General features: G+C 64.3%; 24 protein-coding genes. 14 read left to right on the top strand and 10 right to left on the bottom strand.

Going from position 1 to position 25,589, the window contains the following annotated elements:
- Window positions 1-59 precede the first annotated feature (59 nt).
- On the bottom strand, window positions 60-368 hold the full coding sequence (locus QSV46_RS17020; RefSeq protein ID WP_314953365.1) for a hypothetical protein: 309 nt from the start codon (window positions 366-368) through the stop codon (window positions 60-62).
- Between the two features lie 195 nt (window positions 369-563).
- On the opposite strand from QSV46_RS17020, the gene QSV46_RS17015 reads away from it, so the two are divergent.
- From QSV46_RS17015 to QSV46_RS16995, 5 genes are all read left to right on the top strand, one after another.
- Window positions 564-1,040 carry a hypothetical protein gene (locus QSV46_RS17015; protein ID WP_314953061.1) on the top strand — a complete coding sequence of 159 codons (477 nt, stop codon included), beginning with the start codon at window positions 564-566 and terminating at the stop codon, window positions 1,038-1,040.
- Window positions 1,041-1,211: 171 nt separating this feature from the next.
- Window positions 1,212-2,159 (top strand): TAXI family TRAP transporter solute-binding subunit, encoded by a 948-nt coding sequence (locus QSV46_RS17010; RefSeq protein ID WP_314953060.1) that lies wholly within the window; start codon window positions 1,212-1,214, stop codon window positions 2,157-2,159.
- 161 nt (window positions 2,160-2,320) lie between these two features.
- Window positions 2,321-4,432: a TRAP transporter permease gene (locus QSV46_RS17005; protein WP_314953059.1), complete on the top strand. Its 2,112-nt coding sequence runs from the start codon at window positions 2,321-2,323 to the stop codon at window positions 4,430-4,432.
- Complete coding sequence (locus tag QSV46_RS17000) at window positions 4,429-4,812, top strand: DUF1850 domain-containing protein (protein ID WP_314953058.1); 384 nt, start codon at window positions 4,429-4,431, stop codon at window positions 4,810-4,812. Before QSV46_RS17005 ends, QSV46_RS17000 begins: the two co-directional genes overlap by 4 nt.
- 13 nt (window positions 4,813-4,825) lie before the next feature.
- Complete coding sequence (locus QSV46_RS16995; RefSeq protein ID WP_314953057.1) at window positions 4,826-5,632, top strand: glucose 1-dehydrogenase; 807 nt, start codon at window positions 4,826-4,828, stop codon at window positions 5,630-5,632.
- A gap of 177 nt (window positions 5,633-5,809) precedes the next feature.
- Here the strand turns inward: QSV46_RS16995 and QSV46_RS16990 are convergent, their stop codons facing one another.
- Complete coding sequence (locus QSV46_RS16990) at window positions 5,810-6,580, bottom strand: hypothetical protein (protein ID WP_314953056.1); 771 nt, start codon at window positions 6,578-6,580, stop codon at window positions 5,810-5,812.
- Between the two features lie 70 nt (window positions 6,581-6,650).
- A complete protein-coding gene (locus QSV46_RS16985; RefSeq protein WP_314953055.1) occupies window positions 6,651-8,228 on the bottom strand; it encodes a sodium:proton antiporter in 1,578 nt (525 codons plus the stop codon).
- Between the two features lie 83 nt (window positions 8,229-8,311).
- Here QSV46_RS16985 and QSV46_RS16980 point away from each other — a divergent pair, with 83 nt between their 5' ends.
- From QSV46_RS16980 to QSV46_RS16965, 4 genes are all read left to right on the top strand, one after another.
- Window positions 8,312-9,076: a tetratricopeptide repeat protein gene (locus QSV46_RS16980; RefSeq protein WP_314953054.1), complete on the top strand. Its 765-nt coding sequence runs from the start codon at window positions 8,312-8,314 to the stop codon at window positions 9,074-9,076.
- A gap of 135 nt (window positions 9,077-9,211) precedes the next feature.
- A complete protein-coding gene (locus QSV46_RS16975; protein WP_314953053.1) occupies window positions 9,212-10,597 on the top strand; it encodes a tetratricopeptide repeat protein in 1,386 nt (461 codons plus the stop codon).
- Window positions 10,598-10,822: 225 nt separating this feature from the next.
- Window positions 10,823-12,733 carry a propionyl-CoA synthetase gene (locus tag QSV46_RS16970; RefSeq protein WP_314953052.1) on the top strand — a complete coding sequence of 637 codons (1,911 nt, stop codon included), beginning with the start codon at window positions 10,823-10,825 and terminating at the stop codon, window positions 12,731-12,733.
- Between the two features lie 96 nt (window positions 12,734-12,829).
- Window positions 12,830-13,090, top strand: a complete 261-nt coding sequence (locus QSV46_RS16965; RefSeq protein WP_314953051.1) for a hypothetical protein — start codon at window positions 12,830-12,832, stop codon at window positions 13,088-13,090.
- Window positions 13,091-13,196: 106 nt separating this feature from the next.
- Here the strand turns inward: QSV46_RS16965 and QSV46_RS16960 are convergent, their stop codons facing one another.
- The gene (locus QSV46_RS16960; protein ID WP_314953050.1) at window positions 13,197-13,892 is read right to left on the bottom strand and encodes a DUF1013 domain-containing protein; all 696 of its coding nucleotides are present in this window, start codon (window positions 13,890-13,892) and stop codon (window positions 13,197-13,199) included.
- A 264-nt stretch (window positions 13,893-14,156) separates the two neighbouring features.
- Between QSV46_RS16960 and ispH the strand changes: the two genes are divergently transcribed.
- From ispH to rnhA, 3 genes are read left to right on the top strand one after another with little or no spacing between them, the layout of a single operon-like run.
- Window positions 14,157-15,125: a 4-hydroxy-3-methylbut-2-enyl diphosphate reductase gene (gene ispH, locus QSV46_RS16955; RefSeq protein ID WP_314953049.1), complete on the top strand. Its 969-nt coding sequence runs from the start codon at window positions 14,157-14,159 to the stop codon at window positions 15,123-15,125.
- A gap of 6 nt (window positions 15,126-15,131) precedes the next feature.
- Entirely contained in the window at window positions 15,132-16,115 is a 984-nt protein-coding gene (locus QSV46_RS16950; RefSeq protein ID WP_314953048.1) for a homoserine kinase, read from the top strand.
- On the top strand, window positions 16,112-16,576 hold the full coding sequence (gene rnhA, locus QSV46_RS16945; RefSeq protein ID WP_314953047.1) for a ribonuclease HI: 465 nt from the start codon (window positions 16,112-16,114) through the stop codon (window positions 16,574-16,576). Before QSV46_RS16950 ends, rnhA begins: the two co-directional genes overlap by 4 nt.
- Window positions 16,577-16,747: 171 nt before the next feature.
- Here the strand turns inward: rnhA and QSV46_RS16940 are convergent, their stop codons facing one another.
- From QSV46_RS16940 to QSV46_RS16915, 6 genes are all read right to left on the bottom strand, one after another.
- Window positions 16,748-17,233, bottom strand: a complete 486-nt coding sequence (locus QSV46_RS16940; protein ID WP_314953046.1) for a peroxiredoxin — start codon at window positions 17,231-17,233, stop codon at window positions 16,748-16,750.
- Window positions 17,234-17,352: 119 nt separating this feature from the next.
- A complete protein-coding gene (locus QSV46_RS16935) occupies window positions 17,353-17,907 on the bottom strand; it encodes a DUF924 family protein (RefSeq protein ID WP_314953045.1) in 555 nt (184 codons plus the stop codon).
- 15 nt (window positions 17,908-17,922) lie between these two features.
- On the bottom strand, window positions 17,923-19,608 hold the full coding sequence (locus tag QSV46_RS16930) for a long-chain fatty acid--CoA ligase (protein WP_314953044.1): 1,686 nt from the start codon (window positions 19,606-19,608) through the stop codon (window positions 17,923-17,925).
- Window positions 19,609-19,800: 192 nt separating this feature from the next.
- Window positions 19,801-21,276 (bottom strand): D-alanyl-D-alanine carboxypeptidase family protein, encoded by a 1,476-nt coding sequence (locus tag QSV46_RS16925; RefSeq protein WP_314953043.1) that lies wholly within the window; start codon window positions 21,274-21,276, stop codon window positions 19,801-19,803.
- 189 nt (window positions 21,277-21,465) lie between these two features.
- A complete protein-coding gene (locus QSV46_RS16920; protein ID WP_314953042.1) occupies window positions 21,466-23,262 on the bottom strand; it encodes a glucan ABC transporter ATP-binding protein/ permease in 1,797 nt (598 codons plus the stop codon).
- 92 nt (window positions 23,263-23,354) lie between these two features.
- Window positions 23,355-24,404 carry an ABC transporter substrate-binding protein gene (locus tag QSV46_RS16915; protein WP_314953041.1) on the bottom strand — a complete coding sequence of 350 codons (1,050 nt, stop codon included), beginning with the start codon at window positions 24,402-24,404 and terminating at the stop codon, window positions 23,355-23,357.
- A gap of 241 nt (window positions 24,405-24,645) precedes the next feature.
- Between QSV46_RS16915 and QSV46_RS16910 the strand changes: the two genes are divergently transcribed.
- Together QSV46_RS16910 and hisE are read left to right on the top strand one after the other, a co-directional pair.
- Entirely contained in the window at window positions 24,646-25,023 is a 378-nt protein-coding gene (locus QSV46_RS16910) for a hypothetical protein (RefSeq protein ID WP_314953040.1), read from the top strand.
- A 117-nt stretch (window positions 25,024-25,140) separates the two neighbouring features.
- Window positions 25,141-25,545, top strand: a complete 405-nt coding sequence (hisE, locus tag QSV46_RS16905) for a phosphoribosyl-ATP diphosphatase (protein WP_314953039.1) — start codon at window positions 25,141-25,143, stop codon at window positions 25,543-25,545.
- Window positions 25,546-25,589: the final 44 nt, after the last annotated feature.

Here is a 25,589-nt window from a genome sequence, read left to right as displayed (position 1 = left end):
CGACAACCAGTTGCGCATGACGTGGTTGACGACAGCGGGTACGAGCGCCGCCGCGTCCTTTACTGATCCGGCCCGAACTTGAACTTGCCGTCGCCTTCCAGATACGGGCCGCTGCGCATGTAGAGCTGGCCGTTATGGCCAATGAAGAACAGCGTGCCCTTCGGCACCTTCTTGGCGCCCTTCAGGAGCTCGCCGGCATTGCTGGTGCCCATCTTGTACGAATAGGTCTTGCCGTCCTTGTCATAGGCATAGCCCGTGTCGGGCTTGAGCTCCCACGGCGTTGCCGCGGTCTGTGCCACCGCAGGCGCGCTGAACGCGGCTGCGAGTGCAGCCGAAACAACTGCAAATGTCATTTTTGAAAATGCCATCATCCATCCTCCCCGCCATTGGGGTTGTCCGTCTCGAACAAATCACGAACGGCATTTACAGGTCAATTTGCGAAAGCGCCGCAGCGCATCAAATCCTGCCCAGCAGTTTGTGATTTTCCCTTCGACCCCGCGCGACTATGTTCCGCTTTCCGTCTAGAACGCAACTCGACAAAATTATTGGTGGGGATGATTCGGATGCGCCATGTGAAACTTTGCTGGGCTGCTGCATTGTCGTTGACGGCGCTGGCGCCGGCCGCCCGGGCCGATGATTATCAACTCAGTCATAACCAGCGGATTTCGTGCAGCCGCGGTCTTGCCCCGGGCAAGCTGAACACGGCGACCTGCAAGTCCTATACTTACCTCTTCAACACCAAGACCTCGGAATATTTCCGCTGCCAGGTCTCCCTGGCGCTGACCCGTGACAACAAGGAAGTCATCAACGTCCAGACGGACGGCGGCTGCACCAAGAAGCCGCGCGTCTTCGAGACCGACGGTCATTACGACTTCGACGCTACCGAGACCGAGCCGCCGAACACCAACTCGTTCTTCGGCCCCGGCGGCTACTCGGTCTGGGCTGCCGACACGGCCGCGCGGAAGATCCGCGGCTGCATCACCATCTCTTCCGGCCTCGGCTCCGACATCTCCAAATGCCTGGACATGACGTTCCAATAAGGCTTGCCGGGGCCGCCACGTCTTGCCTGCGCCACCTGGCCGCATCTCGCCCGGTTCCCAAAAGTCCAGCCGGAACGGCCATTTACCGCAGTCCTGTTTTGCCTTTTGGATGGGTTGACCCGAACTCCTCATCCGGCCAATTTCCCGGCCGGTTTGGGGAGTACAACAACCATGAAACGAACGATTTTCGGCGTGGCCGCGGCTTTTGCTCTGGCGGCGTCGGCATCTTGCGCGCAGGCGCAATCCTTCATCAACGTGCTGACCGGGGGCACCTCCGGCGTCTACTATCCGCTCGGGGTCGCGATCGGGAAGATCTACGGCGACAAGATTCCGAACGTGAAGACGCAGGTGCAGGCCACCAAGGCGTCGGTCGAGAACCTGATCCTGCTGCAGCAGGGCCGCGGTGAAATCGCGTTCACACTGGGCGACGCGCTCAAAGCCGCCTGGGACGGCGACGAGGAGGCCGGCTTCAAGACCAAGCTCGACAAGCTGCGCACCATCGGCGCGATCTATCCGAACTACATCCAGATCGTCGCAACCGCCGAGAGCGGCATCAAGACGCTGGCCGACCTCAAGGGCAAGAGCCTGTCGGTCGGTGCGCCGAAGTCGGGTACCGAGCTCAATTCCCGCGCGATCCTCGGCGCCGCCGGTATGAGCTACAAGGACCTCGGCAAGGTCGAATATCTGCCGTTCGCCGAGTCCGTCGATCTCATGAAGAACCGCCAATTGGGTGCGACCCTTCAATCGGCCGGCCTCGGCGTGGCGTCACTCAAGGATCTCTCGACCTCCAGCCCGATCACGGTGGTGTCGGTGCCGAAGGAGACCGTCGACAAGATCGGTCCGCCCTTCATCTCCGCGACCATTCCGGCCAACACCTATGCCGGACAGGACAAGGACGTGCCGACCGCGGCCGTGGTCAATTATCTCGTGACCAGCTCGGCGGTATCGGACGATCTCGCCTACCAGATGACCAAGCTCGTGTTCGAGTCGCTGCCGGATTTGCAGAATGCCCACGCCGCGGGCAAGGAGATCAAGCTCGAGACGGCGGCCAATGGCAGTCCGGTTCCGCTGCATCCGGGCGCGATCCGCTATTACAAGGAAAAAGGGCTGATCAAGTAGGCCGGCCATCGTCGGAGTGTCATGGCCGGGCTTGTCCCGGCCATCCACGTTCTAAGGCCAGGCGAGAAAGATCGTGGATGCCAGGGTCAAGCCCCGGCATGACGTATTCAGGATGCGGCGCGAACGCTGTAGGAACGCCCGATCGGGCGCGGGGATTAGCGATGTTGCAAGCAGAGGGCACCGAGGCGGCGCCTATCAAGGTCGAGTTCGACAATTTCGAGCACGGTTTTCCTGAGGGCTTTGGCCCCCGCCGGTGGGGCACGCTCGCCTACTGGATCGGCATCGCGTTCGCGACCTTCCAGCTCTATGTCGCCGCCTTCAACTACCTGCCGAGCCAGGTCGTGCGCGGCGTTCATGTCGGCTTCCTGGTCCTGCTCACCTTCGGGCTGATCGGCAACTTCACCGCCAAGAGCGATCTCGGCCGCGCACTCGGCTGGCTCATCGGCGGCGCAGGCTTCTTCTGCGGCCTCTACCAGTGGATCTTCTATGCCGATTTGATCGCGCGCGACGGCGACCCGACCAGGCTTGATCTCGTGGTCGGCACGCTGCTCGCGGTGCTGATCTTCGAGGGTACGCGGCGCCTGATGGGCGCGGCGCTGCCGCTGATGTGCGGCGCCTGTCTGCTGTACTGGTTCTTCGGGCAATATCTGCCGTCGCCGCTGAATCATCGCGGCTATGATTTCGATCAGATCGTCACGCATTTGTCGTTCGGCACCGAAGGTTTTTACGGCGTGCCGATCTATGTCTCGGCGACCTACATCTTCCTCTTCATCCTGTTCGGCTCGTTCCTGGAGCGCGCCGGCATGATCCAGCTCTTCACCGACGTCTCGCTCGGCCTGTTTGGCCGCACCCGCGGCGGACCTGCCAAGGTCGCGGTGTTCGCCTCCGGCATGATGGGCACGATCTCCGGCTCCGGCGTTGCCAACGTCGTCACCGTAGGCCAGTTCACGATTCCGCTGATGATCAGGTTCGGCTACCGCCGCGCCTTTGCCGCCGGCGTCGAAGCCACGGCCTCGATGGGCGGACAGATCATGCCGCCAGTGATGGGCGCGGTCGCCTTCATCATGGCCGAGACGCTCGGCGTCCAATACTCGGAGATCGTCAAGGCGGCCGCGATTCCCGCGATCCTCTATTTCGCCTCTGCGTTCTGGATGGTGCATCTGGAAGCCGGCAAGCATGGTCTCGTCGGCATGAAACGCTCGGAGATTCCGAGCGCCTGGAAGGCGCTGGTGACGCGCTGGTATCTCGTGCTGCCGCTCGCGGCTCTTGTCTACATGCTGTTCGAAGGCTTTACGCCGCTCTATGCCGGCAGCATGGGTCTTGCGCTCACGGTGGGACTGATCCTTGGCACTGCCATCACGACGGGCGCGTCGTCGATGGCGATCCGCTATATCTTCTGGATCGGGCTTGCGTTCGTCGTCGCCGCGCTGTCACGCGACGGCCTCCAGATCGTGCCGGTGGCGAGCGTCGTTGTCGGCCTGATCGTGATCACCGCTTTCGTCCGCGGCGGGTTCAAGGCCTTGCGCGATTGCCGCGACGCGCTGGCCGAAAGCGCGAAGTCCGCCATCACCGTCGGCATGGCCTGCGCCATCGTCGGTGTCATCATCGGCATGATGTCCCAGACCGGTGTCGGCACCATCTTCGGCGGCTGGGTGATCAGCCTCGGCGAGAAGAGCCTGTTCCTGGCGCTGATCATGACCATGCTGCTGTCGATCCTGCTCGGCACCGGCATTCCGACCATCCCGACCTACATCATCACCGCCGCGCTCGCGGCACCTGCGCTGGCCAAGCTCGGCGTGCCCTTGATCGCGAGCCACATGTTCGCGTTCTACTATGGCATCATGGCCGATCTCTCGCCGCCGGTGGCGCTCGCCGCACTCGCGGCCGCGCCGATCGCGAAGGAGAATCCGGACAAGATCGGCTGGGAGGCGATGCGCATCGCGCTCGCCGGCTACGTCATTCCGTTCATCTTCGTCTACTCGCCGGCGCTGATGCTGCAGGCCGGCGATCCCATGGCGGCAAAGCTCGGCTTCTATGGCGCGGTGGCGCTCGCGAGCTTGAAGGCGCTGGTGGCGATCGCGCTGTTCGGCATGGTCGCGATCGGCTTCCTGTTCACGCGATTGACCCTGCTTGAACGCGTCGTCGCGCTCGGCGCTGCGTTGTGCCTGCTCGGTGACTTCCCGTTCAGCGATACCGCGGGTTTCGTGCTCTCGGCAGCGCTGGTGCTGTGGCAGTGGCGGCAGCGTCCGCCGGCCACGGTCGAGGCGGTGTGAGCCTCTGCCTCGCGACAGCGGGAGCTGCGAAGGCGCTTGCGCTGTCTGCGTTCACGCTTGCATGGACGCACTCGATCGCGAAGGTCGACTGGCAGGAGGACTGGCGCATCACTCGCGCCGGCCTCGAACTGGTGCAGGCCCGCGTCAAGGGCACCGGTCCGGGGATGGAGCCGCCGCCCGAGGCGCGGCTCGTCGACGGCTGGTTTCAGTGGAGGCCAGCCCGTGCGCCGATGCCGGAGGTGGTGCTCGGCAATTCCGGCGCGGCGGGGGAATGGCGGTTATGCCATGACGGGACGTGCCAAACTCTTTCGGAGATTGTCGGCCATCCTATCGGTGCTAACGTCACCAAGATGAGCATCTGCGACGAACAGCAGAAATAAGGGAGAACACGCGATGGATCGGCTCAAGGGCAAAGTTGCGATGGTCGTCGGGGCCGGTTCGATCGGGCCCGGCTGGGGCAACGGCAAGGCGACCGCGGTCACCTTCGCGCGCGAGGGCGCTCAGGTGTTTTGCATCGATCGCAACGGGGCTGCGGCCGAGGAGACCGCGAACATCATCACCGGCGAAGGCGGCAAGGCGACCGCGTTTACGGCCGACGTCTCTCGCGCGAGCGAGATCGAGGCCATGGTGGCGGCGTGCCTGCAGGCCTATGGCCGCATCGACGTGCTCGACAACAATGTCGGCATCGCCGAGATGGGCAGCGTGGTCGAGGTGGCCGAGGAAAGCTGGGACCGCGTCTTCACCGTCAACCTCAAGAGCGCCTATCTCGCCATGAAGCACGTCATTCCGGTGATGGTGAAGCAGGGCGGCGGCTCGATCATCAACATCTCCTCGATCGCCTCGATCCGCCATGTCGGGATTTCCTATGTCAGCTACAACGCCAGCAAGGCGGCGATGAACCAGTTGACGCGTTCCACCGCGGTCGAGTTCGCGAAGAACCGCGTGCGCGTGAACGCGATCCTGCCCGGCCTGATGAAGACGCCGATGGTGGAGCATTCCGCAGGTCTCGCCGACAGCTACGCCAAGGGCGACGTCGAGGCGATGTGGCGCGCCCGCGATGCGCAGGTGCCGATGGGCCACATGGGCGAGGCCTGGGACGTTGCCAATGCCGCGCTGTTCCTGGCGTCGGACGAGTCGAAATACGTGACGGGGATCGAGCTCTTGGTGGACGGCGGAATTACGTGCAAGGCGGGGGCGTAAGAGCCGCCTCACACTCCGCTGTCGTCCCCGGGCGCGCAACGCGCGCCCGGGACCCATAACCACAGGAAGAAGTCGTTTTGCTGAGACGTCACTCCGAGTCTTCATACCCACGATGGCCTGTGGTTATGGGTCCCCTGCGCTTCGCTGCGCTGCGCTTGTCCGGGACGACGCCGAGACCTACTGCGCCAGCGCCAAAATCCCGCCGGCGAAAGAATGCCACGCCGCGGTCTCGCTGATCGGCCAGTTCAGCACCTTCACCGCCAGCAGCGCCAGCGTGCCGGTGATGTAGACCGGATGCACCCGGCCTTCGGTGCGCCAGTCGCGCACCATGGCGATGACGAGCAGCAGCGAGGCGACCACGGCTGGAGCGATCGTCACGGGTACCGGCGGCGGGCCGGGCGGCCCAGGAGGCGCGAGAAAGGTGAGGAACCAGCGCGCGATTGCGGCATCGAGGATCGAGACCGCTGCGAGCAGCATCAGCCGCTTGTGAATCTCCGGCTTTCGCGTGTTCATGATCGCGAGCACGAACACCACCGCAAAGAAGGCGATGCCGCTCATCGGGACGATCGAGAAGCCGATGCCGGCATCCTTCTGCCCGAGTGCGGCGAAGTGCTGCATCACATGCACCGAGGCGAGAAAGCCGAAGATCGTCATCGCGGTCGCGAGCGAAACTCCGGCGATGCCAAGCGAACGGTGGTTGACCACGCGCCCCGAGGCCGCGAGCCAGGTCTGGAGCACGAAATAAAGTGTCCAGGTGAAGAACAAGAGTCCGTGAAAATGAATCACCGGGCTCGCGGACAGCGTCCGGTTGGCGAGCGGCACAAAATAGGTCGGTGCGAAGCCGAGAAAGGCGACCGCCGCGCAGGCCAGGGACATGTGGAGATAAAAATATCGTGCAGGCGACGCATCACGCGCGCGTACACGACGGTCGTCGATCATGGTCGTCATGAGGAATGAGTCTACGACAAGACCATCCGGTTCAACGCCAAATCGTACTGTGTGATCTGGCGCACGTTGGTTATCCCCCCGCGCTCAATTCTGCGCGATCGAGCTCTTCCTCGATCCTGTGAAACGCATCGTCGCCGATCACTTCGGTGGCGCGCAGCTCGAAGATCGATTTGCGCGCGGCTTCGATGGCGCGGCGGCGCAGTGGGTCGGCGGGTAGTTCGCCATTGGCAATGCCGCCATGCGGATCATCGTCGGCCTGCATCAGGATGGCGCGATACTCGAGCCTGAGGATTTCTGCCTCTTCCGACGGATCGTCCTCGATCGCGTCGAGCGCGGCGCGGTAGGCCACCGCACGAGCGCGGGCGACCTCGATGCCGACGGGGTCGTCGTCCCTAAGGCCGAAGGCGAGGATCAGCGGCCGCAGTGTCAGGCCCTGGATCACCAGCGAGCCCAGCACCACCGCAAAGGCGACGAAGACGATGAAGTCGCGATAGGGAAAGTTCTCGGGCAAGGCAAAGGCGGTGGCAAGCGTGACGAGGCCGCGCATGCCGCACCAGGAGATGATCAAGCCGCCCTTCGGCGAGGCAACGGCCTTCGGATCCTTCGGATGGTAGATACCATGCGCGATCAGGACGCGGAGCGTGGTGCGATAGAATGTGATCCACAACAGCCGCACCAGGACTACCGTGAGCAGGATCCAGGCCGCGGCCATGCAGTATTCCCAGCGCACGTCCTCGCTGAGCCGCGTCCAGATCGGGCGCATCTGCATGCCGATCAGCATGAAGGCGAGGACGTTGAGCACGAACACCATCGTCTCCCAGACCGCATAGGACGGCACGCGCAGCCGTGCCGGCATGCGTGCCGGCGCGGTACGCGCGATGGTGATCGCATAGACGACGATGGTGAGGATGCCGGAGAGGCCGAGGTGCTCGGCGGCGATCCAGACCATGAAGGTGGTCGCGAACTGCACGAGGATGGCGCTCGGCGCCTCAGTCACCCGCTCCATGAACAGCGGAATGATGCGGCCTGCGACCAGGCCGGCGATGACGCTGCCGACCAGCGCCAGCGCCATGGTCGGTGCGACCTGGCTCCATGTCAGGTGCTCGGTGGCGACCGCGCCGACCGCGATACGATAGATCAAGAGCGCGGTTGCGTCGTTGAGCAGGCTCTCGCCTTCCAGCACCTTCACCATGCGGTGGGGCAGCTTGACCTGGCTCAGGATCGCGACCGCGGCCGCGGCATCCGGCGGCGCCACGATGGCTCCGAGTGCGATTGCGGCGGCCCAGGGCATGTCGGGCATCAGCCGGTGCGCGACATAGGCGACGCCGACGGTGGTCAGGCCGACCGCGGCCACCACCAGGGTCGAGACTGGAACCCAGTTGTTGCGAAGATCGCGCAGCGAGGTATCGAAGGCGGCGTCCAGCAGCACCGGTGCGACAAAAAGCGCCAGTGCCAGGTCGGGCTCCAGCGCCCAGGTCGGGCTCGACGGCACGAAGGCGATCAGCGCGCCGCCGATGGCGAGGAAGGTCGGGTAGGGGACCTTGATCCGCCGCGCCAGCGCCGATAAGGCAACGGCGCCGAGCAGAAGCGCGATGATCCATTCGAATGTCGACACGTTAGTCCCCGAAACCGATTTGAGCGACGCCACAAGCTAGCACCAATCCGGCCGTATGATGGATAGTACGGCCGCAAGGCAAGACCTTAAGGCAAGACTTTCCGGCTGCAGGACGCATGCGTTTTCAAAATCTCATTCAACTGCCAGGAGTGGTGCTGCTCTGTGCGTTTTCGTTCGGCGCGGCCCATGCTGCGACCGGTGGCGAGCCGGCAGCTGTCACCCAGGTCGACATCGCGCCGTGCCTCGCTGCTGCCGCGGCCGACGACCTGGACAAGGCTAGCTCTGCCTGCGCTTCGGTCATCGACAACGAGAAGACGGCGAAGGCGGACCTGGTCAAGGCGCTGATCGCGCGCGCCGCGCTGCTGGCGCGGCACGACCAGGTCGACCGCGCGATCGCGGACGACAGCCGCGCTCTTCTGCTCGATCCGACCCTCGCCGACCTCTTCAACGCCCGCGGCGAACTCTGGCTGAAGAAGGGCGACAAGCCCAAGGCGGTACAGGATTTCGGTGCAGCCCTGAGGATCGATCCGAACCACGAGAAGGCCAAGGCCAATCACAAGGCGATGGCGCGCGAGCTCGAGCGGATCGGCGCGCAGATGGCCGTCGCCGGCAAGCCCAGCTTCAATTGCAGGAATGCGCGCCGTGCCGTGGAAAGGGCGATCTGCGGAAATCGCGAGCTCGCCGATCTCGACCGCGAGATCTTTGCGTCGAGCGCACGCGTGGTCCGGGAGGCGCGCAATCCTGCCGAGGCCAAGAATCTCCAGCGCGAACAGGATGATTTCATCGCGCGCAGGAATGCTGAGTTTGGGCGGCCGGGGTATGATTTGAAGAAGGCGATGCAGGACAGGCTGCGACGGCTGGACGGGGTGGATGGGTATTAGCGGTGGTCTTCGCCTCACCCCGCACGCGGGGCGAGGGGAGTGCAGCCACCGTCCGCCCTCACGATGGCCTTGGCTTGAACCGAACCCTCGCTCTCCGCGACAATGGTGAAAACCTGATGTCACGGAGCCTATGCCATGTGCGGCACGCGTCCTTCCGCGCAAACGTTGCCGTTTGCCAAAACCTCGCTTCGCGCCTTGCTGCTCAGCGCTGCGATGAGCCTTGTCCTTATCGCCCCGGCCTCTGCCGGCGTCGATTGCGTGCTGGGCAGCAAGGCTGCCCCCGCCGAATTGATCTCGGCGTGCAGCGCCATCATCGACCAGACCTCAAATCCATCCTCCGACCGCGCCACGGCCCTGCTGGTTCGCGCTGACGCCAATGCGCGGACCTCGGGCGGCCTGACGCAGGCACTGCGGGACATCGACCGCGCCATCGCGCTCGATGGCAAGAATGCAAAAGCCTGGCGTCTGCGCGGCGACCTCCTGCGCGAGGCCGGCGGCGATCTCAACCGCGCAGCGGCTGATCTCAGCAAGGCGATCGAGCTCGATCCGCAGGATGCCGAGTCTTACGAGCTGCGCGGCGTGGTCTACACCACCCAGCGCCGGCTTGACCGCGCGCTCGCCGATTACGACCGGGCGATCAAGCTGAAACCGGATGATGCGCAGGCCTGGTCCGACCGCGGCGTGGCCTATTATCTCGGCGGCGACAACGAGAAGGCAATCCGCGATCTCAGCGAGGCGCTACGGCTCGATCCGAACCGGCCGCGCAGCTTCACCAATCGCGGCGCGGCCTACAAGAAGCTCGGTCAGCTCGACAAGGCGGTCGCCGATGACGGCGAGGCGATCAGGCTCGATCCGAAGGTGCCGGAATATTACGACAATCGCGGCCTGGCACTGGCTGCGATGGGCGAGTACGACAAGGCGATCGCCGATTACGACCAGGCGCTGCGACTGGCGCCGCGGCCGAATTTCTTCACCAACCGGGGCGATTCCTACCAGTTCAAGGGCGAGCTTGGTGCTGCGCTGAGCGACTATAATGAGGCGCTGAAGCTCGATCCGAACTTCGCGAAGGCCTACAACAACCGCGCCGTGCTCTACACCAAGATGGGTGAGCGCAAGAAGGCGCTGGCCGATTACGAGACCGCGCTGAAGCTCGACCCCGGCAACGAGAACGCCGCCGCCGGCCGCCGCACCATGATCGCCGAGATCGCGAAATTCGGCGCCGAGCCGTTGCGGCCGCTCGCGGCAAATTCCGGCAATGGCCCGTCGTTCGACTGCGCCACGGCCAAGCGCGAAGTCGAGAAGGTGATCTGCGCCGATCCGCAGCTCGGCGTGCTCGACCGTCAGATCGCGGAGACCTATGAGCGCGTGCTGAAGGCGTCCAAGGCGCGTTCAGCCGGCGACCTGCGCAAAACCCAGCGCGATTTTCTCGCGACGCGCGACGCCAGCTTCCGCCGCCCTGGCTATGATCTGAAGAAGATCATGCAGGACCGCTTGCAGCGGCTGAATGCGATGGAGAGCTGAGAGGCGACGCCCCCCAGCTCTCCCTCGCAAGCGGGAGAGGGAGCGCCGCGCCTTCGCGGCCGCAGTACCTTCCCCCAAAAGACCCATCCTTTTCAGCTTGAACCGCGGCCCGTTCCCGGGAAAATAGCCCTCAAACGTCGCTGGTATTGATCCCTGTCATTGGCGGGACCTCCGTCCTGCCGCAGGGTCAGAGCCAGGCGAACAAAAGGGAACGGGAGCGCGGGAATGAGCATCCAGGGGAAGAGTCTCTATCGCGAGATCCACGCGCGCTCGCTGGCCGATCCCCAGGGCTTTTGGGCCGAGGCGGCCACGGAGATCGACTGGATCGAACCGCCGAAGACGATCTTCGATGCCTCGCAGGGCGTATATGGCCGCTGGTTCACGGGCGGCGTCGTCAACACCTGCTACAACGCGCTCGACCGCCATGTCGAACGCGGCCGCGCCGACCAGGTCGCGCTGATCCATGATTCGCCGCTGACCAATAGCGTCACCAAATTCACCTATGCCGAGCTATTGGCCGAGGTGCAGGCGCTCGGCGCCATCATGCAGAATTTTGGCGTCGCCAAGGGCGACCGCGTCATTCTTTATATGCCGATGGTGCCGGAGGCTGTGGTCGCGATGCTCGCCTGCGCGCGGATCGGCGCGGTGCACTCCGTGGTGTTCGGCGGCTTTGCCGCAAAGGAGCTTGCGACCCGCATCGACGATGCGCAGCCGAAGCTCATTCTCTCCGCGAGCTGCGGCATCGAGCTCGGCCGCCTCGTGCAGTACAAGCCACTGCTCGACGAGGCGATCAAGCTCGCGAGCGTGAAGCCGAAGGCCTGCATCGTGCTGCAACGTCCGCAGCTGATCTGCGATCTTACGCCCGGCCGCGACTACGATTGGCTAAGCCTGCGCCGCAAGGCGATGAACGACGGCAAGAAGGCGCCTTGTGTTCCCGTCGCTGCGATCGACCCGCTCTACATCCTCTACACGTCGGGCACCACAGGCATTCCCAAGGGCGTGGTGCGCGACAATGGCGGCCATCTGGTCGCTTTGAAATGGTCGATGTTCAACCTCTATGGCGTCAAGCCGGGCGAAGTCTGGTGGTGCGGCTCCGATATCGGCTGGGTCGTCGGCCACAGCTACATCATCTACGGCCCGCTGCTGCACGGCGCGACCTCGATCATGTATGAGGGCAAGCCGATCGGCACTCCCGATGCCGGCGCATTCTGGCGCGTGATCTCCGAGCACAAGGCGGTCGCCTTCTTCACCGCGCCGACCGCGTTCCGCGCGATCCGCAAAGAGGATCCGGAAGGCAAATTCATCCGACAATACGATCTGTCGCAATTCCGCACGCTGTTCCTCGCCGGGGAGCGCGCGGATCCGCCGACGGTGGAATGGGCGGAACAGCAGTTGAAGGTGCCGGTGATCGACCATTGGTGGCAGACGGAAACCGGCTGGTGCATCGCCGGCAATCCGGTCGGCCTCGGCATGCTTCCAGTGAAACACGGCTCGCCGACGGTGCCGATGCCGGGCTACCAGGTCGACGTGGTCGACGAGGCCGCAAGGCCCGTCGGTCCGAACACCATGGGCTCGATCGTCATCAAGCTGCCGATGCCGCCGGGCTGCCTGCCGACGCTGTGGAATCAGGATGCGCGCTTCAAAGAGGCCTACCTCACGGAATTCCCCGGCTACTACAAGACGTCGGATGCCGGCTACAAGGACGAGGACGGCTACGTCTTTGTCATGGGCCGCACCGACGACATCATCAATGTCGCCGGCCATCGGCTCTCCACCGGCGGCATGGAGGAGATTCTGGCCTCGCATCCCGATGTCGCCGAATGCGCCGTGCTCGGCGTCAAGGATGCGATCAAGGGCGAGGTGCCCTGCGGCTTCCTGGTGCTTAAGGCCGGCGTGACGCGCGCGCCCGCCGAGATCGAGAAGGAGATCGTCGCGCTGGTGCGCGACAAGCTCGGTCCGGTTGCGGCTTTCAAGCTCGCTATCACCGTTGGCCGCCTCCCCAAGACGCGCTCAGGAAAGATTTTGCGCGGCACCATCAAAAAAATCGCCGACGGCGAGTCCTGGACCATGCCGGCGACGATCGAGGATCCCAAGGTGCTGGACGAGATCGGCGAGGCGCTGAAGGGGCGGATGTGAGGGGCGCGATGGGGCTTGAAGTGGCCGCATTTTTCCGCTCAACCCTCATCCTGAGGAGCGCGCCTGGCGCGCGTCTCGAAGGATGAAGGGCCTGCCATGAATTCGAAGCCGTTTCTTGCGATCGCGTTGGCGGGTTTCATCCTCTCCGCCTGCTCCGCGCGCTACCAGACGCCGGTGGCGATGGGTGGCGACGATGACGACGCGGTGTGCCAGAGCCGCGGCTTTGCGCAGGGCTCCCCGGAATACGTGGCCTGCCGCAAGGACCGCGACGTTCAGCGCAATGCCGCGATCACCCGCTCTGACCGCCGCCAGCGCGATCTCGGCGAGTACATGTTGAACCATCCCGATCGGCCGTGATCGGAGTCCATCCGGGCTACGATCGCGCTATGGTCCGTTCAAAAGCCAAAACAAAACGCGGCGGATTGGCCCGCCGCGTTTTGATCGTGTTCTCTGTGAGGAGTTTCTATGACTCCTCTTCGTCCTGCTTCTTGCCGCCGAGCGTCTTGAGCTTGGCGAACACGGCATCGACGTTGAGATCGTCGCTCGAGCGCTCGGCCGGCTCGTATTCGTCCTTTTTGGTGGTCTCCGAGGCCGGCAGCAGGGTGGCGCCGCCATAGGCTGCGTCGATCGGCTTTTCCTTGGCGGCACGCGCCACTTCGAAATCGAGCTCGATCTGCGAGCAGAGGCCGAGGGTGACAGGGTCGATCGGGGTCAGCTGGGAGGTGTTCCAGTGGGTGCGGTCGCGAACGCTGGCGATGGTGCTCTTGGTGGTGCCGACCAGACGCATGATCTGGGCGTCCTTGAGCTCCGGATGGCTGCGCAGCAGCCAGAGGATGGCGCTCGGGCGCTCATGGCGGCGCGAGACCGGGGTGTAGCGCGGGCCCTTGCGCTTGGGCTGGGGCGGCAGCACCACCTTGCTCTCCTGGAGGCGGAGCCGGTAGTCCGGATTCCTCTCGCCCTTCTCGATCTCCTCGCGGGTCAGCTGGCCGTTGGAGAGGGGGTCCATGCCCTTGATGCCCTGGGCGGCGTCGCCGTCGGCGATCGCGCGCACCTCGAGGGGATGCATCTTGGTGAAATCGGCGACCTGATCGAAGGTCAGCGCGGTGTTGTCGAGCAGCCAGACGGCGGTCGCCTTGGGCATCAGAGGTGCGTTGCTCATGGCAAATCTCCTTTGTGCTTCGCCCACCCCTCAGGAGGCGAAACCGGTGGTCATCAGCGATGACAGGGAATTCGCGCTATATAAGCCGGGAGGGGGTAGCCACGCAATGGTTCTGCTATAGATAGTGCCTTGACAGCGCCCGAAAGGGGGCCCAATTCCCTCTGAACTGCCCATAAAGTCCAAGCAGACCGTTTTAAGCCCTTTCCATCCATCGACCGCCCCCGCCAGAAGGCGAAACGGGTGATTCGGTCCCGAGATCGCTCAATGTCAGCCAAACCAGACCTCAAGATCGTGCTTTGTTCTCCCCGCGGCTTCTGCGCCGGGGTGGTCCGGGCGATCGACACCGTGGAACGGGCGCTCGATAAATATGGCGCCCCCGTCTATGTTCGCCACGAGATTGTGCACAACAAATACGTCGTCGACGGGTTGAAGAAGAAGGGCGCGATCTTCGTCGAGGAGCTCGCCGAAATCCCGGAGAACACGACCGCGCCGGTCGTGTTCTCGGCCCATGGCGTGCCGAAATCGGTTCCGGCCGATGCCACGTCCCGCAATTTGTTCTCGCTGGATGCGACCTGCCCGCTGGTGACCAAGGTGCACCGCGAGGCTGCCATCCACTTCAAGCGCGGCCGCGAGATCTTCCTGATCGGCCACTCCCATCACCCCGAAGTGGTCGGTACGCTCGGCCAGCTCCCCGTCGGCGCCGTAACCCTGATCGAGACCGCCGAGGACGCCAAGACGATCTCGCCGAAGGATCCGAACAACCTGGCTTTCGTGACCCAGACCACGCTCTCGATCGACGACACCGCGGAGATCGTGGCGCTGCTCAAGGAGCGCTTCCCGAACATCAACGGCCCGCACAAGGAAGACATCTGCTACGCGACCACCAACCGCCAGCTCGCGGTGAAGAAGGTGGCGCCGGTGGTCGACGCCCTGATCGTGGTCGGCGCGCCGAACTCGTCGAACTCGCAGCGCCTGCGCGAGGTTGCTGAGCGCGAAGGCTGTGGGATCGCCGTGCTGGCGCAGCGCGCCACCGACCTGGACTGGACCAGGTTCGGCAACATCAAGAGCCTCGGCATCACCGCGGGCGCGTCCGCACCGGAAGTGATCGTCGAGGAGATCATGGACGCGTTCGCCGAACGCTACACGCTGCATGTCGAGACGGTCTCGGCGGCGGAAGAGAACGAGTTCTTCCCGCTGCCGCGTCAGGTGCGCCCTGAAGCCGCCGCCGAGTAGACTTTTATGGCGGTCTACACCGACGTTGCCGCCGACGAGCTTGCGGATTTCCTGAAGCAATACGACCTCGGCGAATTGCTCTCCTACAAGGGCATCGCCGAGGGTGTCGAGAATTCCAACTTCCTGCTGCACACGAGCAAAGGCTCGTTCATCCTCACGCTCTATGAGAAGCGCGTGGCGAAGAACGATCTGCCGTTCTTCCTCGCGCTGATGACGCATCTGGCCGAGCACGGCGTCAACTGTCCGCTGCCGGTGAAGGCCAGGGACGGCGAGGCGCTGCGCGAGCTGTCGGGCCGGCCTGCCGCGATCATCACCTTTCTCGAGGGCGTCTGGCCGCGCAAGCCGACCGCGGCCCATTGCGCCGGCGTCGGCGACGGGCTGGCCAGGATGCATCTGGCCGGCGCCAATTTCGCGATCAATCGCGCCAATGCGCTCTCGGTCTCCGGCTGGCGGCCGCTGTTCGATGCGGCAGCAAGCCGCGCCGACGAGGTGCAGCCGGGCCTGCGTGCATTCCTCGCCGCTGAACTCGACTATCTCTCGGGCGGCGTCTGGCCGAGCAACCTGCCGGAGGGCGTGATCCACGCCGATCTCTTCAACGACAACGTCTTCTTCCTCGGCGACAAGCTCTCGGGCATCATCGACTTCACCTTCGCCTGCAACGACATGCTGGCCTATGACGTCGCGATCTGCCTGAACGCCTGGTGCTTCGAGCCGGATCATTCGTTCAACGTGACCAAGGCGCGTGCCTTCCTCAACGCCTATGGCCGGGTGCGAAAGCTCACCGAGGCGGAAGAGGCCGCGCTGCCGCTACTCGCGCGCGGAGCTGCGATCCGTTTCCTGCTGACACGGCTGGTCGATTGGCTCAACGTGCCGCCGGGCGCGCTGGTCAAGCCGAAGGATCCGCTGGAATATGTCCGCAAGCTGCGCTTCCACCAGAGCGTCTCCAGTGTGCGCGACTATGGGCTGACGCCGTCAGGACTGGTCGCGTGAGCGAGCTTCCGATTGTCACGATCTATACGGATGGCGCGTGCTCGGGAAATCCCGGGCCAGGCGGCTGGGGCGCGATCCTGAAGTTCGGCGACAAGGAAAAAGAGCTGAACGGCGGCGAGCGCCACACCACCAACAACCAGATGGAATTGATGGCGGCGATCTCCGCGCTCGAAGCGCTCAAGAGACCGTGCACGGTCGATCTCTACACCGACAGCCAGTATGTGCGGCAGGGCATCACCGGCTGGATCCACGGCTGGAAGCGCAATGGCTGGCGCACCGCCGACAAGAAGCCGGTCAAGAATGTCGAACTATGGCAGCGCCTCGATGCCGCGCTGAAACAGCACGAAATCCGATGGCACTGGGTCAAGGGCCACGCCGGCCATCCCGAGAACGAGCGGGCAGATCAGCTCGCACGGGACGGGATCGTGAAGGCGCGGTTGCAGCAGAGGATCGCGGAGTAGCGGGGACTGTCGTCACCGACGCCGCCTCATTCTCAACTGTCATCGCCCGGCTTGACCGGGCGATCCAGTATTCCGAGACGCTTGTGATTGAACCGAGAAGCCCCGGCGTACTGGATGCCCCGCTTTCGCGGGGCATGACGGTGTCAGATGTGGCTGAAGGCAGTGGCCGCCTTACAGCTGCCCGAGCAGCGTATCGCCGCCGGACACCTCGACCTTGCCGGGCATCGCCTCGAGGTTCAGCTTCTTGACCACGCCGTCCTCGACCAGCATCGAGTAGCGCTTGGAGCGGATGCCGAGGCCGTTGCCGGAGGCATCCAGCTCCATGCCGATCGCCTTGGTGAAGTCGGCATTGCCGTCGGCGAGGAAGATCGCCTCGTCGCGCTGGTCAGTGTCGCGCTTCCAGGCGTTCATGACGAAGGCGTCGTTGACGGAGACGATGGCGATGGTGTCGACGCCCTTGTCCTTGATCGCGTAGGCGTTGAGGAAGATGCTCGGCAGATGCATCTTGTGGCAGGTGCCGGTGTAGGCGCCGGGCACCGCGAACAGCGCCACCTTCTTGCCCTTGAAGATGTCGTCGGTGGTCTTCACCTGCGGGCCTTCCGCCGTCATCACGCGGAATTTCGCCTCGGGCAGCTTCTCGCCAGTCTGGATCGCCATCGTCAGTCTCCCTGAAAATCGGTCCCGCTTTTTAGACCGTGCGGCCGGACTGCACAATATTGCCGCCAAGGATAGTGACACGGGAAGCGGCGGGGCCTGCGGCCCTTCACCTTATGTCATCAGCCGGCAAAGCCGCCGGCGTCGAGGAAGGCCTGCTCTTCCGCGGTCGTGTCGCGGCCGAGCAGGTGGTTGCGGTGGGGGAAGCGGCCGAACCGGCGGATGATGTCGGCATGCTCGCGGGCGTATTTCAGGTTTTCCGTATTATCAGTGCTTTGAAACAGTGCGACGCAGTGCATCTGGTCGGGCAGGTGCTCGGAATGCATGAAGGGCATATAGAGAAATTCGAGCAGGAGCGGATCGATCCTGCGATCTGTGCCTTGTTCGACGGCGCGGCGGGCGACATCCCGTGCCAGCGCGTCGCTGGCAAAGGCTTGCCGCGTGCCGCGGAACATGTTGCGCGGAAATTGGTCGAGCACGATGACGAGCGCGAGCGCGCCCTCGTCGCTTGCCTCCCATGACGCCAGCTCGCCGGCGGCGGCCTTCTGCCACAGCGGCAGAAAGCGGCGCCTCACCTCCGCGTCGAACGCGTCGCTGTGCTTGTACCAACGCTCGGGGCCGGCCTCGCGCCAGAAGGCGAGAATGCCGGCCGGCGTGATGTCGCCGAAATCAGTCATGAACCAAGGCGCGGATTACGCCGCCTCCGCCTTCTTCTCGTCGCGGAGCTCCCGGCGCAGGATCTTGCCGACATTGGTCTTCGGCAGATCGGTGCGGAATTCGATCTGCTTGGGCACCTTGTAGCCGGTGAGCTGCTCGCGGCAGAACTTGATCACATCCTCCGTGCTGAGGTTCGGGTCCTTCTTCACCACGAACGCCTTCACCGCCTCGCCGGACCCGCTGTCGGGAACGCCGATCACGGCGCATTCCAGCACGCCCGGATGGCTCGCGATCACTTCCTCGATCTCGTTCGGATAGACGTTGAAGCCGGAGACCAGGATCATGTCCTTCTTGCGGTCGACGATCTTGGTGTAGCCCTTCTCGTCCATGATGCCGATGTCGCCGGTGCGGAAATAGCCGTCGGCGGTCATCACCTTGGCGGTCTCCTCCGGCCTGTTCCAGTAGCCCGACATCACCTGCGGGCCCTTGGCGCAGATCTCGCCCGCCTGGCCGAGCGGCACCTCGTTGCCGTCGTCGTCGCGGATCGAGATCCAGGTCGAGGGCACGGGGATGCCGATGGTGCCGTTGAACTCGGGATTGGTCGTGGTGTTGCAGGTCAGCGTCGGCGAGGTCTCCGACAGGCCGTAGCCTTCCGCGATCGAGCAGCCCGTGATCGCCTTCCACTGTTCGGCGACGGGCCGCTGCACAGCCATGCCACCGCCATTCGAGATCTTCAGCTTGGAGAAGTCGAGCTTCTTGAAATCCGGATGGTGCATCAGGCCGTTGTAGAGCGTGTTCACGGCCGGGAAGTTGTTGACCTGGTACTTGGCCAGCTCCTTGACGAAGCCGGCGATATCGCGGGGATTCGGGATCAGCAGATTGCAGCCGCCAGCGCGCACCGCGAGCAGATAGCACGCCGTCAGCGCGAAGATGTGATAGAGCGGCAGCGCGCAGACGATCAGGAGCTGGTCGACATGCGGCGGCGCGGCCAACGCCGGCTGCAGCCAGGCGTCGTTCTGCAGGACGTTGGCGACGATGTTGCGGTGGAGCAAAATGGCGCCCTTGGAGACGCCGGTGGTGCCGCCGGTATATTGCAGGAAGGCGACGTCGCCCGGTGACAGCTTTGGTTTGTTGAACGTCATGCCGCGGCCGGCCGACACCGCGTCGTTGAAGGACACTGCGCCCGGCAGCGACCAGGCCGGCACCATCTTCTTCACGCGGCGGACCACGAGGTTGACGATTACGCCCTTGAAGCCGAGCAGGTCGCCCATGCTTCCGACGATGACGTGCTTCACTTGCGTCTTTGCAATGACCTGCTCGACCGTGTGCGCAAAATTCTCCAGCACGATGATGGCTTCAGCGCCGGAATCCTTGAGCTGATGCTCGAGCTCGCGCGGGGTGTAAAGCGGGTTGACGTTGACCACGGTAAAGCCGGCGCGGAGCACAGCCGCGGTTGCGACTGGATATTGCAGCACGTTCGGCATCATGATGGCGACACGGGCGCCGCGCTGCAGGCCGCGTCCCTGCAGATAGGAGGCGAGCGCCAGCGACATCTGGTCGAGGTCGCGATAGCTGATCGACTTGTCCATGCAGATGAACGCCTTGCGATCGGCGAACTTGGCGAAGCTCTCCTCCAAGAGGTCGACCAGCGATGCGTATTGGGTCGGCTCGATATCGGCAGGCACGCCGGGCGGATATTGCTTGAGCCAGATGCGCTCCATGGAAAACTCCCCTCATTTGCCAGAACCCGTTGTGTCTCGGGCTTGCCTCATTGCCGACAGTATCGAGCCTGCCGGAACGGCTGGCAAGCGGTCGAGGCTTAGGGCAAAGGTCGGAGAGTGGCTACTGGAATCGCCGCAAACCGCGCTGCCGCAAGTGCGAAGTGCGGGCTGCGGTTTAATTCCAAGCGGGCGTCAACTGTTGTTGGCCGGCTTGGCGGCAGGCTTGGTCGCGGCCTTGGGCTTGGCCGGCTTGGCAGGCTGGTCGACGCTTGCGGCAGGTTTCGCCGCCGCATCGGGCTTGGCGGCGGCATGCCTGGTCCCGGCCGGTTTCGCAGCGCTCTTGGCGTCAGGCTTGGCCGCGTCAGGCTTGGCAGCAACCGGCTTCGCCGCCGCGGGCTTTGCAGCCGCCGTCTTGGCATCCTTCGGCTTATCGGCCGGCTTGTCTGCCGCGTCCGGCTTCTTGGCGACACGCGACTTCTTGCCACGCGGTTTGGCTGTCGTCTGCTGGTCGGCATCGGCCGCGACTGCGGCGATCAGGGCGGTGCCGGTGCGGGTCGGGCCGGTGTAGACCAGCACGGGCTCGGCCGCCGCCGGTGCCGCGGCCATCAGCTCGGAGGCCTTCATCAGGGGTGGCTGGAGGCCCGCGGTGAAGAAGGTGACCTGGGCTTCGCCGCCGGTAGCCGAGGCGGACCCGCTGGTGCCGCCATTGGCGGCGATCAGCGCGTCGTCATCGTCGCTGGCCGGCCGCTTGCGATGGCCGCCGCACATGTCCTCGCGCAAGTTCGGCGGCGAGGCGTCGACCGGCACCAGCTTGTCCACTGTGCCGAGCGACGGGCGGAGCCAGGTGAGATTGTCCTGGCTGAAGCCGCGCTCGAGCAGCTGCGCGGCCTTCACCGCGCGGGCGGTGCCTGAGTTGGCGCCAAGCACTACGGCGATCAGCCGGCGGCCGTTGCGCGTCGCCGATGCAACGAGATTGTAGCCGGAGGCGCAGATGAAGCCGGTCTTGAAACCGTCGGCGCCGGGATAGCGGCCGATCAGCTTGTTGAAATTGCCGGTGACGCGCTTGCCGAAGCGGATCGCCGGGATGTGCACGAAGTATTCGTATTCCGGCAGGTCGCGCAGGAACGAGCGTGCGAGAATGCCGAGATCGCGCGCCGAGGTGATCTGCCCGTCGGCCGGCAGTCCATTCGGATTGACGTAGCTCGTCTGCATCATGCCGAGCTTCTGCGCGGTGTCGTTCATCATCGCGGAGAAGCCGTCGACCGAACCGCCAACGCCCTCGGCGAGCACCACGGCCATGTCGTTCGCCGACTTGACCATCATCATCTTCAGCGCGTTGTCGACGGTGAGTTGCGTGCCTGGACGGAACCCCATCTTCGAGGGTGATTGCGAGGCCGCGGTCGGCGACACCGTGAGCAGCGTGTCGAGCGTGAGCCTGCCGTCCTTCACCGCCTTCAGCGTCACATAGGCGGTCATGATCTTGGTGACGGACGCGGGATACCAGGGAATGGTGGCGTTTTCCGCCTGCAACACCTTGCCGCTGTCGGCTTCGATCAGCAGCAGCGCTTCGGCGCTGGCAGCGCGCGGCGCAAGCAGCGCGGCACATGCAAGCGTCGCAGCGAACAGGTTGAACAGGGATTTGCGAAGCAGCGGGCGAAGGGCGTGCACTATCCGATTCCGGTCCTTGGAGACCCGCCGGTTCCGGTCGGCTCTCGTGATCTGATGTTCGGTTCTGAAATCCAGCGCCGCCGCTTGCGGCGTCGCAAACCTATACCGGCTGGTGCGTCGAGAACAGGGGTTTCGCTTGGGTATTCCGCAATGAAATAGGCCGAATTTCGACGATCTTGTGGGGACTTGCTATGGGGGTTGGGACGCAGTCGCGGCAGCCTCAGCTGCCGTCACGCTGGCCCGTGTCGTCTCCTGAACCATGAATTGGGCCCTGGCGAGTTCGGCAAAATGGCCGCCCTTGGTCACGAGTTCATCGAAAGTTCCGCTTTCGATCACGCGGCCATTCTCGAACACCAGGATCCGCGTTGCGTTGCGGATGGTGGAGAGACGGTGGGCGATCACGAACGTGGTCCGGCCCTTCATCACTTCGTCGAGAGCGGCGTTCACCTTGGCCTCGGTGACCGCGTCGAGCGCGCTGGTGGCCTCGTCAAGGATCAGGATCGGCGGATCTTTCAGCAGCGCGCGGGCGATCGACAGCCGCTGGCGCTCGCCGCCGGAGAGCATGCGGCCGCGCTCGCCGGCGTTGGTCTCGAAGCCGCCGCTGCGCTCGATGAAGTCGAGCGCCTGCGCGCGCTCCGCGGCCTTACGCATCTCGGCTTCGGTCGCGTCCGGCTTGCCGACGCGCAGATTTTCGGCGATCGAGCGGTTGAACAGCAGCGCTTCCTGGAACACCACGCCGATGTTCCGCCGCAGCGATGTCAGCGTCACGCCGCGCACGTCCATGCCGTCGATTCTGATGAAGCCGGATTGCGGATCGAAGGCGCGATGCAAGAGCGCGATCGCAGTCGACTTGCCGGCGCCGGTCGGGCCGACCAGCGCGATAGTCTGGCCGGGCAGCGCGGTGAAGGAGAGGTCCTCGACGGCCGGCCGCTTGCCGTCATAGGAGAAGGTGACGTCGTTGAACTCGACGAGGCCGGACAGCCGCCCCGCGTCGATCGCATCGGGGCGGTCGTGCACCGCGGGCACCGCATCGAGCACGCCAAAGAACTCGCGCAGGCGCGGAGCTTCCATGAACACGTTGTTGATGAAGCTCACGACCTGCTCGAGCTTCTGGATCAGCATCGTCGCGAAGCTCACGAACATCACGATCTCGCCGACGGAGGTGAGCCCCTGGTCGTGCAGCGCGATGCCGAGCGTGAAGATCGCGAGCACCGTGATGGTGGTGGATGCGCGCGTGATCACGGTGACGAGCGCCCACCAGGACAGCACCGGCATCTGTGCGGCGAGGAGCTGATCGGCGACGGAGCGCAGGCCCTTCACCTCGGATTCGATGCGGACGAAGCTCTGCACCAGCGCGACGTTGCCGAGCGCATCGGAGGCGCGGGCGGAGAGCTCGCTGTAGTGCTCCTCGACCTCCATCTGCATGCCGAAGGTCCTGCGTACCACGAAGGTCGTCAGCGCCGTGAAGACGACGCAGAGCACGAACAGCAGGATCGCGAGCCGCCAGTTCAGATAGAGCGACAGCGGCAGCAGCACCACGACCGAGAGGATCGCGGCAAAGTGCTCGCGGAAGAAGCCCACCCAGAGCCGCCACAGCGCATCGGTGCCGTTGAGCATCACCTTCATCAGCCGGCCCGAATGGGTGCCGGAGTGGAAGGTCAGCGGCAGTTGCATGATGTGCTCGAAATAGTCGGTCAGTACTGCTTGGCGCTGGCGGTGGGAGAGCCGGTCGGCCTGCAAGGCCACGATCGCGCTGCAGGCGATGGTGAACAGTCCGAACGCGACCCAGGCGACCAGGAACGGCCAGGCCGAGTTCGACCCGGCCACCGTCTTGCCCGAGAGCACGTCGACGATCCGGCCGAACAGCACCGGTTCGGCGAACTGCGAGGCCGCCAGCAGGAGATTGGCGATCGCCAACAGCCATCCCAGCCGCGCCTCCTTGCCGAGCAGCTCGAGAACGCGGGTGTAGAGGCTGAAAATGGACATGCGGGCGAGGTGCTCGGGCTCAAAGCAGAAAGGTGGGCCCATATTCTAAGCAGGGATTGCCCGCGAGATACAGTGGAAGCTGTCAGTTTTGCTCAGTTGATCAGCCGCGCCGCGACCGGCGGCAGGAACCGATCGTCGAAGATATCGGCTGCCACCGGCCGCTTGCGGAATTTGAAGTCCCGCGCGATCTGGTCGATCGAACGATCCAGGCGGGCCGGGTCGAGGCCGCCGAGGCCGTTGCGCTTGACCTCGTCCGTCAGGATGTTGTCGAGGAGCACGGTGCGCAGACGTGACAGCTCGAGCTCGCGGTCGCCGTCCTCGATGCGGCTCGCGGCCTCGTTCGCTGCACGCGCCGGCTCTTTGACGGTTGCGTTGATGCCCGAGATCAGCGCGCGCACGAAGCCCTTCACGGCGTCCGGCTTCGCCGCGGCGAAGGCGGGGTTGACCGTCACGGCAAAGCCATAGGCTTCGCAGCCGTAATCGGCATAGCGCAGCACGACGAGATCGGCGCCGGGGACGCCGCGGTCACGCAGGTTCACCGCCGAGAGATAGCTGAAGCCGGCAACCGCATCGACTTGTCCGGCGGAGAGGATCGGCTCGCGGACTGCCGCGCTGATCTTGTGGAATTTTACATGCGGGACGTTGATGCCGTTCTGCCGTGCCAGCGCCGGCCACAGCCGCATCGACAGGTCGCCGTCGGCGACGCCGACGGTCTTGCCGTCGAGATCGGGCAGCAGCTGGATGCCGCGGCTTCTGCGCGCGACGATCGCGTAGGGCGCGCGGTTGAACAGCACGAACACCGCCTTGACCGGGGCCGCGTCGTCCTTGTCGCGAAAGCGGATCAACTCGTTGATGTCGACCAGTGCGAGATCGCTGTCGCCCTTGGCGACGCGCGCGAGCGCCTCCGGCGATCCGGCTGCGTTGTTGAAGGCGACGTTGAGACGCTCAGCGCTGAACCCGCCGTCCTTTGCGGCAAGGAAGAACGGGGCCATGCTCGCATCGATCGGGCGATCGAAGGTAAAACGGATCGCAGTAGAGGGTGCGGCGGTCTCCGCCGCTGTGACACCGCGTGCAGACAGCGCGGCAAGCGCGATTGCAGCGGCCTGCAGACCGCGAAGGATCATCGTCTTGAATTCGAACATCAGTCGCGCCGGTCTCGCATTGTTATGGTTTGGTGAATTTATGGTTGGTGACGCTCGGAGCGCCGGCTGGCGAAAGTTTGTCCGCGCCAACATGAACGGCGGATGAGCAGCGGTTGCGTCATGATTACGCAACCCCGTTCAGCTTGCGTTGGGGTTGGGGAACCCAACATGGGATGCGGGTGTTTGAGAGACACGAGCCTGTCGTCAGGCACCATTGGAGGTCCCAAGGAGGGTCCAGGACATGTTTGACAGATTTTCGGGATTTGCCGGCCGTAAGGTCGTTCTCGCTACAGCCGCGGTGCTGGCGCTGACCGCGGCTGCTCCGACCGCCTCATACGCAGGCGGCCGCCACTGGCATAGGGGGGGTGGCGGCGCAGCCTTTGCCGGCGCGGCCATTGCCGGTGCTATCGGTACCGGCCTTGCGATCGCCGCGACCCGCAACGCCTATGCCTATGATGACGGGCCCTACTATGGTGGTCCGGCCTATTACAGCGGACCGACCTACTACTATGGCAACGGCCCCTATTACGGTCCGGGCCCGAACTACCAGTATCAGCGCTATGGCGGCACCGCGCCGTCGGAGCTCTGCGGCCAGGGCTATTATCAGAACTGCTACTAGCTGCGGCTACCAAAGGTTGACCAAAACAGGCCGTCGCGCTGGCCGCGCCGGCCTGTTTTTGGTTTTATTGTCTCGCGTTAACGTGGTTGCCATTGGTTTAGAGTAGCCTTGCGTACCATGAGTGATTCGCTTGAGCGGCTATATCTGGCTGTACTCGCGGCCAGGGATCTTGATCCGGCGACTTCGCGTACGGCCCGGCTGTTTCAGCGCGGGCCTTCCCAAATGGCGAAGAAATTGGCCGAAGAGGCCATTGAAGTGGTGATCGACGCGGTCAATGGCGATAGCGAGGCCGTGATCCGGGAAAGTGCCGACCTGCTCTACAATCTCACCGTGCTGTGGGCCTCGGCCGGCGTACGTCCCGAGGATGTCTGGCGGGAGATGGCCCGGCGTGAGGACATGCTCGGTATTGCCGAGAAGTTGCCGAAGTCACCGATGAAACTGCCCAAAGTTGCGTCACCGCGCGTTGCCGCCAGGCGGCCAATTGTCGCGCTGGAAGGTCGCGCGGCCCGAAAGCGCCACTAGAGACGTCACAAATCGCTTAAAAACTCGCGATGGACAAATCCGTC

Origin of the sequence: Bradyrhizobium cosmicum, assembly GCF_032290525.1 — a bacterium.
In the GTDB taxonomy this organism is placed as follows: domain Bacteria; phylum Pseudomonadota; class Alphaproteobacteria; order Rhizobiales; family Xanthobacteraceae; genus Bradyrhizobium; species Bradyrhizobium cosmicum_A.
This window is presented reverse-complemented; position numbering and strand designations above follow the sequence as displayed.